The organism is Arthrobacter sp. M4 (genome assembly GCF_020251205.1).
Lineage (GTDB): Bacteria > Actinomycetota > Actinomycetes > Actinomycetales > Micrococcaceae > Arthrobacter.
Window position 1 is genome coordinate 325,329 of record NZ_JAIWYX010000002.1, and the last position, 13,503, is coordinate 338,831.

Annotated in this window: 12 protein-coding genes; 4 read left to right on the forward strand and 8 right to left on the reverse strand. The window is 62.9% G+C overall.

Going from position 1 to position 13,503, the window contains the following annotated elements; all coding sequences use genetic code 11:
* Positions 1-18: 18 nt before the first annotated feature.
* The gene (locus LD110_RS05145; RefSeq protein ID WP_225496825.1) at positions 19-987 is read right to left on the reverse strand and encodes a GlxA family transcriptional regulator; all 969 of its coding nucleotides are present in this window, start codon (positions 985-987) and stop codon (positions 19-21) included.
* A gap of 81 nt (positions 988-1,068) precedes the next feature.
* Here LD110_RS05145 and LD110_RS05150 point away from each other — a divergent pair, with 81 nt between their 5' ends.
* Complete coding sequence (locus LD110_RS05150) at positions 1,069-1,239, forward strand: hypothetical protein (RefSeq protein ID WP_225496827.1); 171 nt, start codon at positions 1,069-1,071, stop codon at positions 1,237-1,239.
* A gap of 138 nt (positions 1,240-1,377) precedes the next feature.
* On the forward strand, positions 1,378-5,493 hold the full coding sequence (hrpA, locus tag LD110_RS05155) for an ATP-dependent RNA helicase HrpA (RefSeq protein ID WP_225496829.1): 4,116 nt from the start codon (positions 1,378-1,380) through the stop codon (positions 5,491-5,493).
* 20 nt (positions 5,494-5,513) lie between these two features.
* On the opposite strand, the gene LD110_RS05160 is transcribed toward hrpA, so the two are convergent.
* Genes LD110_RS05160 through LD110_RS05170 form a run of 3 tightly spaced genes read right to left on the reverse strand, consistent with a single transcriptional unit; the run spans position 5,514 to position 8,013 of the window.
* Positions 5,514-5,942, reverse strand: a complete 429-nt coding sequence (locus LD110_RS05160; RefSeq protein WP_225496832.1) for an HIT family protein — start codon at positions 5,940-5,942, stop codon at positions 5,514-5,516.
* Entirely contained in the window at positions 5,939-7,093 is a 1,155-nt protein-coding gene (locus LD110_RS05165) for an NAD(P)-dependent alcohol dehydrogenase (protein ID WP_225496833.1), read from the reverse strand. The genes LD110_RS05160 and LD110_RS05165 overlap by 4 nt, the downstream gene beginning before the upstream one ends.
* Positions 7,090-8,013: a sulfurtransferase gene (locus LD110_RS05170; protein ID WP_225496835.1), complete on the reverse strand. Its 924-nt coding sequence runs from the start codon at positions 8,011-8,013 to the stop codon at positions 7,090-7,092. The genes LD110_RS05165 and LD110_RS05170 overlap by 4 nt, the downstream gene beginning before the upstream one ends.
* A gap of 90 nt (positions 8,014-8,103) precedes the next feature.
* Here LD110_RS05170 and LD110_RS05175 point away from each other — a divergent pair, with 90 nt between their 5' ends.
* Complete coding sequence (locus LD110_RS05175; protein ID WP_225496837.1) at positions 8,104-9,204, forward strand: PLP-dependent cysteine synthase family protein; 1,101 nt, start codon at positions 8,104-8,106, stop codon at positions 9,202-9,204.
* On the opposite strand, the gene LD110_RS05180 is transcribed toward LD110_RS05175, so the two are convergent.
* Positions 9,201-9,872, reverse strand: a complete 672-nt coding sequence (locus tag LD110_RS05180) for an MBL fold metallo-hydrolase (protein ID WP_225496839.1) — start codon at positions 9,870-9,872, stop codon at positions 9,201-9,203. The genes LD110_RS05175 and LD110_RS05180 overlap by 4 nt on opposite strands.
* Before the next feature lie 139 nt (positions 9,873-10,011).
* Here LD110_RS05180 and LD110_RS05185 point away from each other — a divergent pair, with 139 nt between their 5' ends.
* Positions 10,012-10,470 carry a Fur family transcriptional regulator gene (locus LD110_RS05185; protein ID WP_225497326.1) on the forward strand — a complete coding sequence of 153 codons (459 nt, stop codon included), beginning with the start codon at positions 10,012-10,014 and terminating at the stop codon, positions 10,468-10,470.
* Positions 10,471-10,473: 3 nt separating this feature from the next.
* Here LD110_RS05185 and LD110_RS05190 read toward each other — a convergent pair whose 3' ends face one another.
* The 3 genes from LD110_RS05190 to LD110_RS05200 form a co-directional block, all read right to left on the reverse strand.
* Positions 10,474-11,355 carry a metal ABC transporter permease gene (locus LD110_RS05190; protein ID WP_225496841.1) on the reverse strand — a complete coding sequence of 294 codons (882 nt, stop codon included), beginning with the start codon at positions 11,353-11,355 and terminating at the stop codon, positions 10,474-10,476.
* Positions 11,356-12,159 carry a metal ABC transporter ATP-binding protein gene (locus LD110_RS05195; protein WP_225496843.1) on the reverse strand — a complete coding sequence of 268 codons (804 nt, stop codon included), beginning with the start codon at positions 12,157-12,159 and terminating at the stop codon, positions 11,356-11,358.
* Between the two features lie 164 nt (positions 12,160-12,323).
* A complete protein-coding gene (locus tag LD110_RS05200) occupies positions 12,324-13,379 on the reverse strand; it encodes a metal ABC transporter solute-binding protein, Zn/Mn family (RefSeq protein ID WP_225497328.1) in 1,056 nt (351 codons plus the stop codon).
* Positions 13,380-13,503: the final 124 nt, after the last annotated feature.

Sequence of the window (13,503 nt, forward strand, 5' to 3'; positions counted from 1 at the left end):
ACGCAGGAACCGGGCAGCCTATATGGCCTCGGCGAATTGACCTCTGAACGTACGGCGATACGACTGGGGGCTGGTGTCCAGGACTTTCGCGAAGTGGTGTCGGAGCAGCACGGAATGGCCGAACCCGGCTTCCCGGGCGATCTCGTCGATGTTCAGCTCTGTACCTTCCAGAAGCTCCTGGGCCCTGAGCACCCGCTGCGAGTTAAGCCACGCGGCCGGCGTCGCACCCGTCTCGGCGCGGAAACGCCGGGCGAAGGTGCGCGGCGACATGTGCACCCTGGCGGCCAGGTCGTTGACGCTGTGCTCAAGCTGCAGGTTCTCCACCATCCAGCGCAGCAGGTCGTCCATCGGCTTGAACCCGCAACTCGGCAGCGGACGGTCAATGTACTGCGCCTGGCCGCCATCACGATGGGGAGGAACCACCATATCCCGGGCTATCGCCGTTGCGACGGCGGCGCCCAACTCAATCCGGACCAAGTGGAGGCACGCATCAATTCCGGCTGCTGTACCGGCACTGGTGATGAGGTTTCCATCCTGGACGTACAGCACATTTTCATCCACGATGACGGCAGGATAGCGTGCAGCCAACTCGCCGGAATAGTGCCAGTGGGTTGTGGCCCGGCGTCCATCCAAGAGTCCCGCACGGGCCAGGGCGAAGGCTCCCGAGCAGATCGACATGACCCACGCACCCCTGGCGTGCGCGGAACGAAGGGCGGCCAGAACGTCGTCGCTGATGTCCTGGTCGCGGCCGTACGGCGCCATTATCACCAGGTCCGCGTCTTCAGCAGCGTCCAGGCCGTTGGCAATATTCATGGACAGGCCAGATTTCATGGCCACCTGGCCGGGTATGGGCGTGCACACCGTGAATTCAAACGCCGGAACACCGGTTCCCCTGTGAGAACGGTCGATCCCAAACACCTCAAAAGCGGTGCCGAACTCGAAGATGGAGAAGTCCCGAACCACTATGACTGCCACTTTCCTGAGCATGTTTCTATTGTGGCAGAAAATTATCCAAAAGGGGCATTTCTGCCACTGTTTCCTGGAAGCTACCAGGCAGAGCATTGAGACATGGAAATCTTCGGAATCGCAGTCATCGTCCTGGTTATCGCCGTGGTATCTGCAACCGCCGCAGCCCTTCGTGGGGACGGCCGCGGCCACACACCGCCTGAGGTGTCCGAGCGTCCGTGGTCGGCATTGGACCTGCCAAGCACGGCCTACTCGGTCCACCGCATCTTCTAAGGGAGCCGGCGGTCTTCACCCACAGGCCTGCGGTCTTCCCGGCCAATGGTCTTGAAGCTTGGAGCGGGCGTCGCCACTGTTGGCGGCGCCCGCTCTCCTCTTGCAGCAGGGCAGCCCACAGTAGACTGTTCTGCAGTCATGACACTTCACATTTCCTACCCCGCAGAGCTGCCCGTTTCCGAGCGCCGCGAGGACCTGATGGCGGCCATCGCGGCCAACCAGGTGACGATCATCGCGGGCGAGACCGGCTCAGGCAAGACCACCCAGATCCCCAAGATGTGCCTTGAGCTCGGCCTGGGAGACAAGGGACTGATCGGCCACACGCAGCCGCGACGGCTCGCTGCAAGGACGGTAGCCGAACGCATCGCCTTTGAACTCGGTGTCGACCTCGGCGAGGAAGTGGGCTTCCAGGTCCGCTTCACTGGCGAGGTCAGTCCGTCCACCAAAATCAAGCTCATGACGGATGGCATCCTGTTGGCAGAGATCCAACGGGACAAGCTGCTAAAGAAGTACAGCGTAATCATCGTCGATGAAGCCCACGAGCGCAGCCTGAACATCGACTTCATCCTTGGCTACCTCAAGCGGATCCTGCCGCAACGCCCGGACCTCAAGGTCATTATCACTTCGGCCACGATCGATCCCGAACGCTTCGCCCGACACTTTGGATCAGACGATTCTCCCGCCCCGATTATCGAAGTTTCCGGACGTACCTATCCGGTTGAGGTCCGCTACAGGCCACTGTCGCAGCCAGCCTGGGGCGCCGGAGTCGACCCCGACTCGGCGGACGCGTCAGACGACGAGCTCGAGGAGGACCGCGACCCCCTGGACGCCGTTTGCGACGCCGTGGACGAGCTGGCCCAGGAAGCCCCGGGAGACATCCTTATCTTCTTCTCAGGTGAGCGGGAGATCCGCGACGCCTCCGACGCGCTTCAGTCCCGTATCCAGTCGAACCGCCGCTTGGCGGGAGCCGAGGTACTCCCGCTCTTCGCACGGCTCAGCCTGGAGGAACAGCACCGGGTCTTCAACCCCGGCGGCAGGCGCCGCATCATCCTTGCCACCAACGTCGCGGAAACGTCCCTGACCGTTCCAGGGATCAAATACGTTGTGGACACGGGTACGGCGCGTATTTCCCGGTACTCCCACAGGACCAAGGTCCAACGCCTGCCCATTGAACGCATTTCACAGGCGTCTGCCAATCAGCGGTCTGGGCGATGCGGCCGTGTCTCGGAAGGTATCGCCGTCCGCCTGTATTCGGAAGAAGACTTCGAATCCAGGCCGCAGTTCACCGACCCGGAAATCCTTCGCACAAACCTCGCCGCGGTCATCCTGCAGATGACCGCGATGGGCGTTGCCCGCGGACCCAAGGACGTGGAGAATTTTCCGTTTGTCGAACCGCCGGACTCTCGTGCCATCAACGACGGCGTCACGCTCCTGCGGGAGCTCGGCGCCCTCAGCGCTCCGGCGCCGTCGGGCCCTGCAAAGCAAAGCGCCAGCAAGCCCGGTGCGCTGGATTCCGGTAGGCGGGGAGAAGGCACAGCGGCCGACGACGGACGCGACCGAAGGAGGGGCGGCCGCAACGGTGGCGGGCTGACCGCCGTCGGACATAAACTTGCCCAGCTCCCCGTCGATCCGCGGCTCGGCCGCATGATCGTGGAGGCAGGCAGGCGCGGCTGCGTGCGGGAAGTAATGATCCTGGCGGCGGCACTGACTATTCAGGATCCGCGGGAACGTCCCCAAGCGGACGGCTCCGGCAAGCAGCAGCTCGCCGCGGAGAAACATGCCCGCTTCCGCGATGAGAACTCTGATTTCACGGGATACCTGAACCTCTGGAACTATATCCAGGAAAATCAGCGGGAGTTGTCCTCCACACAATTCCGGCGCCTTTGCCGGAGCGAATTCATCAATTACCTGCGTGTGCGGGAGTGGCAGGACCTCTTCACCCAGTTGCGCCAACTCGCCAAGCCGCTGGGTATCACCCTGGACAACAAACGGCTCGCCGACCCTGTGGGCAACCATGACGGAATCCACATCTCCCTTCTTTCCGGTCTCTTGAGCCACGTCGGCCTCTACGATGAGCGGAAACGGGAATACGCAGGTGCACGCGGAACCCGTTTTGCGATCTTCCCGGGGTCCGCGCTCTTCAAGAAGTCCCCGGCTTTCGTCATGGCCGCCGAGTTGGTGGAGACAAGCCGGCTCTGGGCGCGGGTGGCTGCCAAGTTCGATCCGCTCTGGGTGGAGCAACTGGCCCCTGAACTGGTTAAACGCTCGTACAGCGAACCTCACTGGTCCAGCCGGTCTGGGGCCGTCATGGCCCACGAGAAGGTCACGCTTTACGGCGTTCCCATCATCCCGAACCGACGCGTCAACTACGGAAAGATCGATCCGGAGCTCTCGCGGGAGCTGTTCATTCGCCATGCCTTGGTTGATGGTGAGTGGCGCACCCAACACAAGTTCTTCCACCGCAACCGGGCTTTGTTGCGCGAAGTTGAGGAATTGGAGACCAGGATGCGCCGCCGCGACATCCTGGTGGACGACCAGACGCTGTTTGAGTTCTACGACGCCCGGGTAGGCGACGACGTAATCTCCGAGCGCCACTTCGATAAATGGTGGAAAGACGCACGCCGACACGATCCGACGCTGCTGGACTTCGAAAAGGAACTGCTGATCAATGAAGACGCGGACTCCCTGGATGATTCGGCATACCCCAAATCCTGGGAACACAAGGGCTTCGAGCTCCCGCTGAGCTACGAGTTCCATCCCGTGGCGCCCGGAAGCGTTCCGGATCCTTCGGATGGTGTCACGGCGGAAGTGCCGGTACTGTTCCTGAACCAGTTGAACGAAGCCCCTTTCCAATGGCAAATCCCGGGACAGCGCATAGAACTGGTCACGGCCCTCATCAAATCCCTTCCGAAGGCCGTCCGGAAGAACTTCGTACCGGCGCCGGATGTTGCAAGGCAGGCGGTTGCGGCGCTCGACGCCGATTTCGATCCCAACGAGGACGAACTGGAACCCTCGCTGGAACTTGTCCTGCGCCGTCTTCGCGGCCACATCATCCCACCGGGATCCTGGAACTGGGACTCGGTTCCACCGCACCTGAGGATCACGTTTAGGGTAGTGGACAGCAAGGGCAAGGCCCTCGGTGAGGGCAAGGACCTTGCCGCCCTGCAGGAGCAGTTGGCACCGGCAACGCGGCGGGCTATCGCAGCGTCGCTTGGTGCAACGCCGTCAACGGCGGCACGTCAAGGACGGGGAGCCAAAATCACCGGCGGCGCGCCAGGTAAAGCCCCGTCCGGTGCCGCTGCGCCGGTTATACCGGTTGTACCGGTTGCAGGCACCACACCAGCCCCACCTGGACGCGCCTCGTCCGGAGCTGCGGGAGGCTTCGCCGAACAGACCGGGCTCAAGGACTGGTCGTTCGGCACCATTGAGCGCCAGGTGAGCCGGGTAGTCCAGGGCCACCAGGTCACGGGGTTCCCCGCCGTCGTCGACGAAGGCCAGTCAGTGGGCCTCAAAGTCTTCCAGACGAGGAGTGAGCAACAGGCCGCAATGCGCGGCGGCGTCATCCGGCTGCTTGCCCTTCGTGTTCCTTCCCCGGACCGCTACGTCCAGGAGCACCTGAGCAACACCGAAAAACTCACGTTCTCCCAAAATCCGCATGGCTCGGTCAGCGCACTCATCGCCGACTGTGCACTGGCGGCGATCGACAAGCTGGTTCCGGCCGAGCTGCCGTGGGACCGCGCAGCCTTCGACGCGTTGTATGAGGCTGTGCGGGCGGAGCTCATCGACACCGTCTTTAGCGTCGCGGCCGTTGTTGAGCGCATCCTGGCGAGCACTCGTCGGATCGAAAAGCAGCTGAAAGGATCAACCAGCCTCCACCTCATCAGCGCACTCAACGACATCAAGAGCCAACTGGAGCATCTGGTCTATCCGGGATTCGTGGCCCGCACGGGTTATGCCCAGCTCAGCCAGCTGCCCCGGTACCTGGCTGCCATGGAACGGCGGTTGGAGAAGCTGCCCAGCAACGTACAACGTGATGCGGCGAACATGGGAGTGGTCCAGGCCCTGGAGGACGACTATGACGACGCCGTCGCGGCACTGCTTCCAGGGCGGAGACCCGGGACGGAACTCGAGCGTGTCCGCTGGATGATCGAGGAACTGCGCGTGAGCCTATTCGCAGTGGAGCTGGGAACGGCCTACTCCGTATCCGAGAAGAGGATTCGCACCGTGCTGAACCAGGCGCTTGCGCCGGCGTAGCAGCAAGCGCCTGGTTCAGTTCAGTCCTCCGGCACGAATTCCTGGTAGCCGGCGGCCCGCAGCGCCTCACGGAGCCTGCCTTGGCTTTGGTCCATGACCGCAGCGTCCGGGTTGTGGTCCACGTGGTGCACCTCGAAGTCCTCCAGTGAGTAGGCTGGCCACACGTGCACGTGGAGGTGGCGGACTTCGAAGCCCTCCATCAGCACGCCAACACGCTTGGCCCCGAAAACCTGTTCCTGAACCTTGCCGATCTTCTGAGCCACATCCATGACCTTGTGCAGCAGTTCAGGGCTTGCGTCGGTCCATGAGTCCACTTCTTCACGGGGGACCACGAGGACGTGCCCCTGGGTGATCGGGGCGATGGTCAGGAAGGCGACAATGTCCTGGTCCTTCCAGACAAAGCGCCCGGGGATGTCGCCCTCGATGATCTTGGTGAACAGCGTGCTCATGCGTCAGCCTCCGTTGATGGTTCGTGCAGTGTGGCGGTATCCAGGACAAAGCGGTACTTCACGTCACCGGCCACCATCCGGTCATATGCCTCGTTGAGTTGCCCGGCGCGCACGATTTCAATGTCGCTGGCCACACCGTGGGCTGAGCAGAAGTCAAGCATTTCCTGTGTCTCTGCGATGCCGCCAATCAGCGAACCGGAGTACGTCAGCCGCCTGCGGATCAACAGGCCAGGTTGGACGGGCGGCATGTCCTCAGGCGGCAGGCCGAGCTGGTACAGCGCCCCGTCGCGGCGAAGGGTGCGCAAGTAGGGATTGAGGTCGTGCGGCGCAGCCACGGTGTCGATGATGACATCAAGGCTGCGGGCGGCAGCGTCCATCGCGTCATCATCCTTGGAAAGGACAACGCGTTCCGCGCCAAGTTCGACGGCGGCACCGACCTTGCTTGCCGACGTCGTGAAAACAGTGACCACCGCGCCCATTGCCTTGGCAATCTTGACGGCCATATGCCCCAGGCCCCCAAGTCCCATAACGCCAACCGCATTGCCAGGCTTCACGTGGAAGTGGCGGAGGGGCGAATAAGTGGTAATCCCGGCGCACAGCAAAGGTGCGGCCGCCGCAGGGTCCAGGGCTTCGGGAATGCGAAGTACAAAGCGCTTGTCCACAACTATCGACGTAGAGTAGCCGCCCTGGGTTAGCTCTCCCCCGTTGCGTGGGTCACGGACTCCGTACGTGCCAACATTGCCGCGCTCGCAGTATTGCTCCAAGCCGTCGCGGCAGCTGGCGCATTCCCGGCAAGAGTCCACCATGCAACCGACGCCCACCCGGTCGCCTGGGGCGAATTCGCTCACAGCTGTGCCCACACGGCTTACGCGCCCCACGATTTCGTGGCCGGGTACCAGAGGATACTCGGGCAGCCTCCACTCTCCGCGCGTGGCATGGACATCCGAATGGCAAAGGCCGCAGAACTCGATGGCGATTTCGACGTCGTCTTCCTTGGGCGCACGCCGGGCAATGGTGAGTGGCACCAAACCGCTGTGCGTCGACGTTGCGCCGTAGGCTGCGGCGAGCCGGCCAACAGCCGCGGGAGCGGGGCTGGAAAGATCGGGCAACGGCTTGGCAAGGGGCGGTGGCACCGGGCGTCCAGGACTCATGCCTCGACGCTACCCCCGGCGCCCAGACCCGTGCCACTTTGGGCACGCACTTGGCCCACGGCGTCCTGGCCGTCCGGCTCACCGTAGGGTTCGGGACCAACGGCCACTAGGTTTGCTGGATTCGATGACCATTGCGAGTAGGAGCCCGGGTACAGGGCGGCGGAGATCCCGGCAATTTCCAGCGCAGCAATTTGGTGGGTTGCCGTCACACCCGAGCCGCAGTAAACAGCCACGCGTGCTCCGGGGGCAACGCCAAGCGCAGCAAAGTGCTTCCGCAGCGTTTCGGCGGGCAGGAAGCTCCCCTGCGCACTGATGTTGTCCCATGTCGGCGCGCTCACGGCCCCCGGGAGGTGGCCTGGCCGCGGGTCCACAGGCTCCACCTCGCCCCGATACCGTTCACCCGCCCGAGCATCGAGCAGTATTCCTTCGGCGGGCCAGGCCGCTGCTTCTTCGGCGCTGATGGCAGGCATGTGACCGTGGCCAAGTACAACACTCCCAGGTGCGGGACTCTGTTCGTCCTGTGCAAGAGGCAGGGCGGCTGCCCTCCAAGCGGCCAGACCGCCGTCGAGCAGGAAAACCGAACGCAAGCCGGCATCCCGAAGCATCCACCACAACCTCGCGGCTGAAGTCCCTCCGGCATCGTCGTAGACCACCACCGCGTCGCCGTCGTTGACGCCCCAGGCCCGGGCCCGGGACTGGAGCTGGGACGGGGAAGGCAGCGGGTGCCGGCCGCGGGCGGGCTCCGCTGGATCAGCGAGCTCCGTGGGAAGGTCCACATAGACAGCCCCGGGGATGTGTCCGTGCCGAAAGTGCGCGTGTCCGTGGGGGTCGCCCAGGGCCCACCTGACGTCGAGCAGCACTGTGGAGCGCCCTGAGTCCAGCAACTGCCCCAGCGAGGCGACGTCGATGATGGTCGACAAAGGCCTTTCCTTCCCTCTCCAATCCGCGGTTTGCTCCACCCTACCCCGGCGCCATCCAAATAGGCTGAAGCGGTGAAATAGGCTGGACCGGTGAATAGCGCGAAGAGGCACAACAGGGCATGGGCGGATGCCGCAATTCGGACCATCGAAGCGGAGAACAACCGCTCAGCGGACACCCATTTGTACTCGGTCCCCCTACCCGCCGAGTGGGGCGTTCAGCTTTACCTCAAAGACGAGTCCACCCACCGATCCGGCAGCCTAAAGCATCGCCTAGCGCGGTCCCTGTTCTTGTTCGGCCTAGTCAACGGGTGGATCACGGAAGGCACCACCATTGTTGAGGCCTCCAGTGGAAGCACGGCAGTTTCCGAGGCCTATTTCGCCCGGCTGATCGGGCTTCCTTTCATAGCCGTCATGACACGGACCACAAGCCCGGAGAAAATCGCCCTGATTGAGCAGTTTGGAGGTTCCTGCATGCTTGTGGACCACGCATCCGAGGTCTACGCGGCAGCCGAGGAACTTGCCCGCTCAACCGGAGGGCACTACATGGACCAGTTCACCTACGCCGAGCGTGCAACAGACTGGCGGGGCAACAACAACATCGCGGAATCCATTTTCGGCCAGCTTTCGCTGGAGGAACACCCCGTGCCGCGCTGGATCGTCGTCGGGGCCGGTACCGGCGGTACCAGCGCAACCATAGGCCGGTACATCAGGTACCACCGCTACGACACGGGCCTGGCTGTTGTTGATCCCGAGAACAGTGCCTTCTACCCCGGCTGGCGTAATGGGATCAACGGATTCACTACCGGAGCGGCATCAAGGATCGAAGGCATTGGCAGGCCCCGGATGGAACCGAGCTTCATCCCGTCGGTTATCGACCACATGATCCAGGTCCCCGATGCGGCGTCCGTGGCAGCGATGAAGCACCTGAGGGAACGGACCGGCCTCCACGCGGGCCCCTCCACCGGCACTAACCTGTGGGGGACTTGGCAGCTTATCGCCGCCATGATCGCGCAAGGCGCGCGGTGCAGTGTTGTGTCCCTGATGTGCGATGGCGGGGAGCGTTACGCCGGCAGCTATTACGACGACGGCTGGCTCGCCCGGCAGGGCCTGGACCCCGCACCCTACGAAGCCATGCTGCAAGAATTCTTCGACAGCGGGGTGTGGCCGGCCCTTCCCGGGTCCGATACCTAGACTTCCACTGATTCCCGGGCGGAGAGTCGTTCGTACGTGGTGCCGTACTTAGCCCCGATCCGAGTGACGTGTCCCTCGACGATGCCGCGGCCCAACTCGTTCAGCAGGCCGTCATGCACAGGATGGGCTTTGGGTGCGCGAACACCAACCACGAAATCCACTACCTCGCCCACCTTGGACCAGGGCGCATGGATGGGAACCAATAGCGTTTTTACGGAGACGCCGTCAGGGATCACGAAGGAGTCTCCGGGGTGGTAGACGTTCTCGTCCACCAAGTAGCCGATGTTGGCCACTACCGGAATCTGGGGGTGGATCAGCGCGTGCTGTCCGCCGTACGTCCGGATTGAGAATCCGGCAGCTTCAAAGGATTCACCAGGTCCCACCGCACTGACGCGATCAGCCACCCCTGCATGCCCGCCGCTTTCAGCCTTTTCCTTCAATTGGGCAGCTACCCCGGCTGGCGCGTGCACGTGTAGGGCTGCGTCTCCGCGAAGAGCCATGACCACTGCGGCCACGTCGATGTGGTCGCTGTGTTCATGTGTCACCAGGATGGCCTCCGCACCGCTCAGTGCCTCTTCTGTTTCGGAAAATGTGCCGGGATCAATGACCAGGACGCGACCATTCTTCTCAAGGCGGACACAGGCGTGCGTGAACTTGGTGAGCTTCATGACGCCCAGCCTAGGGGGCCACCCTGACAGTGTCCACGAAGCGCCCTGACCGAATTCGGGCGGCCCGTGCTGGTAATCTTGTAGTTTGCCACAGTCAGCGATTGGCCTTTGAACTGTACCGATGGAAGCGAGTTTCACCATGCCAAACGGCACCAACGCAGCCGCGGCACCGGCGGCGGCACCGGGCGGCAGGGAACAACGTGTCACCAAGCAACGGCTGGCTGTCAGCGCCGCCCTCGATGAATTGGACGATTTCGTCAGTACCCAGGAGCTCTACCGGATCCTGCATGGCCGTGGAGTGTCCGTTTCCCTTGCTACGGCCTATCGCATCCTCCAACAGCTTGCCGATGACGGACTCATCGACGTACTTCGCAACAGCGACGGCGAAGCCGTGTACCGGCGTTGCGCAGTGACCGGCCATCACCATCACTTGCTTTGCCGCAACTGCGGCAAAGCCGTTGAAGTCGAAGCTCCGGCAGTGGAGACTTGGGCGGCGCGGACGGCGGCCGAGCACGGCTACTCCGAGGTTGCACACACCGTAGAGATTTTCGGTCTTTGTCCGGAGTGCACGGCCAAGAAGGCCGCGGGCGAGCTCTGACCTTTACGCTGCCGCGGTCCTGACCACACGGCCGTTGATGCCCTGCCGGGTCCGCACAGCGCCGATGATCCGGCAAGCAACGTAGATCAGGAACGACAGCGTGGTCACGTACGGGCTGATCGGAATCCGGCTCCCAAGCGCCAGCAGAATTCCGCCTACAGTTGCGGCAACTGCGAATACAACACTCAGGACCACAACGAGCCTGGGCGAATGCGTCACCCGCAAGGCTGCTGCCGCTGGCGTGATCAGCAGGGCGAGCACCAGGAGCGCACCCACAATCTGAATCGACAACGCAACACTGATGCCCAATAGCACCATAAACAGGATTGCCAGGCCACGAACCGGCACTCCCCGCGCTTCAGCCATTTCCGGATCCACGCTCGCAAAGGACAAAGGACGCCAGATAGCCGCGAGCGCAGCTATGACCACAACGGCTGTCCCGGCCAGAGCCTGCAGCTGCACGACGTCAACTGAAACGATCTGCCCTGTGAGGAGGCCGAACTTGTTGGCCGCCCGGCCTTCATAGAGGGACAGGAACAGGATGCCCAGGCCCAGGCCAAACGGCATAACAACGCCAATGATGGAGTTCTTCTCCCGTGCTTTGACTCCCATGAGACCCAGGAGGAGGGCAGCCGCCACGGAACCCACCAGTGAACCAGCGATAATGTCCGCGCCAATGAGCAGCGCGAAGGCGGCACCGGCGAAGGAAAGCTCCGAGATGCCGTGGACGGCGAACGCGAGGTCGCGCTTCATAACGAATGTTCCGACCAGCCCGCCGAGAAGGCCGAGGACGGCGCCGGCCCAGATGGAGTTCTGTACCAGGACCAGCAATTCGCCATAGTTCTGGAAGTTGAAGATGGTGTGCAGGATGCTGCCCAGGTCCACTTAGAGTTCCTCCCCCGCCGGTGTGTGGGCATCGTCGTGAAAGTGCGTCGTGGCGTCAGGAAGGCCGACGACGACAAATCGCCCGTTGCTCCGGATCACCTCGACGTGGCTTTCGTAGAGTTCGCTGAGCACCTCCGTGGTCATCACTTCCTCCGGAGTCCCAACACGGAATCGCCCTCCGGCGAGGTAGAGGACGCGGTCCACATAGTCGGCAATCGGGTTGATCTCATGCGTCACGAAAACGACGGCGCTGTTCCGTTCGTGGCATTGCTCGTTGATCAGGTGGCTCACGGCCTGTTGATGGCGGAGGTCGAGGGACAGCAGGGGCTCGTCACAAAGCAGGACCCCGGGTTCGGTGGCCAGCGCCTGTGCAACTCGAAGTCGTTGCTGTTCGCCGCCGGATAGTTGGCCGACGGGGACTTTTGCATAGTCGGAGGCGCCTACCAGCTCTAGCAGTTCGTCCACTCGCCGATTGACCGTCCTGGGACCCAGCCGGATTCCCCAGCGATGGCCGTCGATCCCCATCGCCACGAGGTCCCTGGCGCGAAGCGGAGTGTCCGGGGCAAAAGACTTCTGCTGGGGAATGTAGCCGATCTCCCTGCTGCCTCGGCGAACAGGCTGACCGTTGAGGGTAATCGTTCCGGAGTGCAGGCCCTGCAAGCCTAGGAGGACCTTGAGGAAACTTGTTTTTCCACTGCCGTTGGGACCGAGGACCGCCAGGAACTCCCCCGGCGCGATGTCCAAATCGAGGCCGCTCCACAAGGTACGCCTGCCAAACTGGAGGGAGGCCGAGCGAAGGCTCACTAGCGGTGTCAAATCTGTCCTCACTCTGCGGGGGCCTGCATGGCGCTGTGGCCGAGGAATGCACGGGACCGGTTTTTTGGGGCAATGTGGATGTCACAATCAAGCCCCGCGCCGTCCACCTCATCATAGGACTGCTGCGGGGCTTGCCCATCACGGGAGCCTGGCTACTTCGTTGCTGTGGTTGCTCCAGTAGCTGACAGTGCCGCCTGGATGGAATCTATGTTCGAGGACATCCACTGAACGTAGCCTTTGCCCTCCGGTAGGGTCTCGGTGAACTCCACGACGGGGACGCCGGCCCCGGCCGCCGCCGTCCGGACGGATTCAGTCTGCGGTCCCGCCGTCTGCTGGTTGTATGCCAGAAGGCGTACGCCCTTACTCGAAACCAGGTTCACTGTCTCCCTCAGGACGGTGGCCGGTACGTCTACGCCTTCCTCGATGGCTTCGCTGTAGCCCTCGGGAGTCTTGTTGCTGAGCCCCGCAGCCTCGAGCAGGTAAAGAGGCACCGGCTCCGTAACGGCCACTCCGGCACCGTCGTTGGCGGCCTTGATCGCCTTGACCTTAGTCGCCAGGCCGGCGAGGGAGGACTTGAAGGCCGCAGCATTCGCTGTGAACGTGGAGGCGTCGCCCGAGTCCAGTGCACTCAATTTTGCAGCCACGGCGTCGGCAAGTTTGCCCATGGCGTCGAGGCTGTACCAGACGTGCTCGTTGGAACCGCCGTGGTCATGGCCCTGCGCATCAGCAGACTCCGAGGAAGTGGCAGCCGCTGAACCCGAAGACGGGGCATCGGAATGACCACCCTGGTGCTCAGTGCCCTCAGCCACCTCAACGGCTGTGATGATGTTGCTCTGGTCTACCTTGGATTCTTCCGCCAGCTTGTGGAGGAAGCCGTCATAGCCCCCGCCGTTCTCCAGCACCACCTTCGCCTTGGAAACCGCGAGTTTATCCTGGGCAGAAGCTTCGTAGGAATGCGGGTCCTGGCTGGTTTTGGTGATGATGGCCGCAACGTCCACCTTGTCACCCCCGATGCTGCTGACAATGTCGGCATATACGTTGGTTGATGTGACGACGGCAATCTTGCCCCCTGCCGCAGGGGTGCTGCTGGCGGAACCGGGGGCGCCGCAGGCGGTAAGGAACAACGCCAGGCCCGCTGATGCGGCGGTGGCGAGACGGACGACGTGATGACGCACGGATACCTCGGTTCTGCTCAGATGAGAATCAATCACAATTGCTCAATCGAGTGTAGCCCTAAATGTGAATGATTCCTATTTGCGGTGCTAGCGCGGCGGCCCGCCGCACGCAGGGGCCGGCACCTCGCCGGGCTGGCGAGGCGGCGGCGCCGCCGAG

Excerpts from the sequence above, each read along its gene's own strand:
- LD110_RS05180 (WP_225496839.1), bottom strand. The coding sequence starts at position 9,872 with ATGAAGCTCACCAAGTTCACGCACGCCTGTGTCCGCCTTGAGAAGAAT.
- hrpA (WP_225496829.1), top strand. The coding sequence starts at position 1,378 with ATGACACTTCACATTTCCTACCCCGCAGAGCTGCCCGTTTCCGAGCGC.
- LD110_RS05165 (WP_225496833.1), bottom strand. The coding sequence starts at position 7,093 with ATGAGTCCTGGACGCCCGGTGCCACCGCCCCTTGCCAAGCCGTTGCCC.
- LD110_RS05145 (WP_225496825.1), bottom strand. The coding sequence starts at position 987 with ATGCTCAGGAAAGTGGCAGTCATAGTGGTTCGGGACTTCTCCATCTTC.
- LD110_RS05160 (WP_225496832.1), bottom strand. The coding sequence starts at position 5,942 with ATGAGCACGCTGTTCACCAAGATCATCGAGGGCGACATCCCCGGGCGC.
- LD110_RS05185 (WP_225497326.1), top strand. The coding sequence starts at position 10,012 with ATGCCAAACGGCACCAACGCAGCCGCGGCACCGGCGGCGGCACCGGGC.
- LD110_RS05150 (WP_225496827.1), top strand. The coding sequence starts at position 1,069 with ATGGAAATCTTCGGAATCGCAGTCATCGTCCTGGTTATCGCCGTGGTA.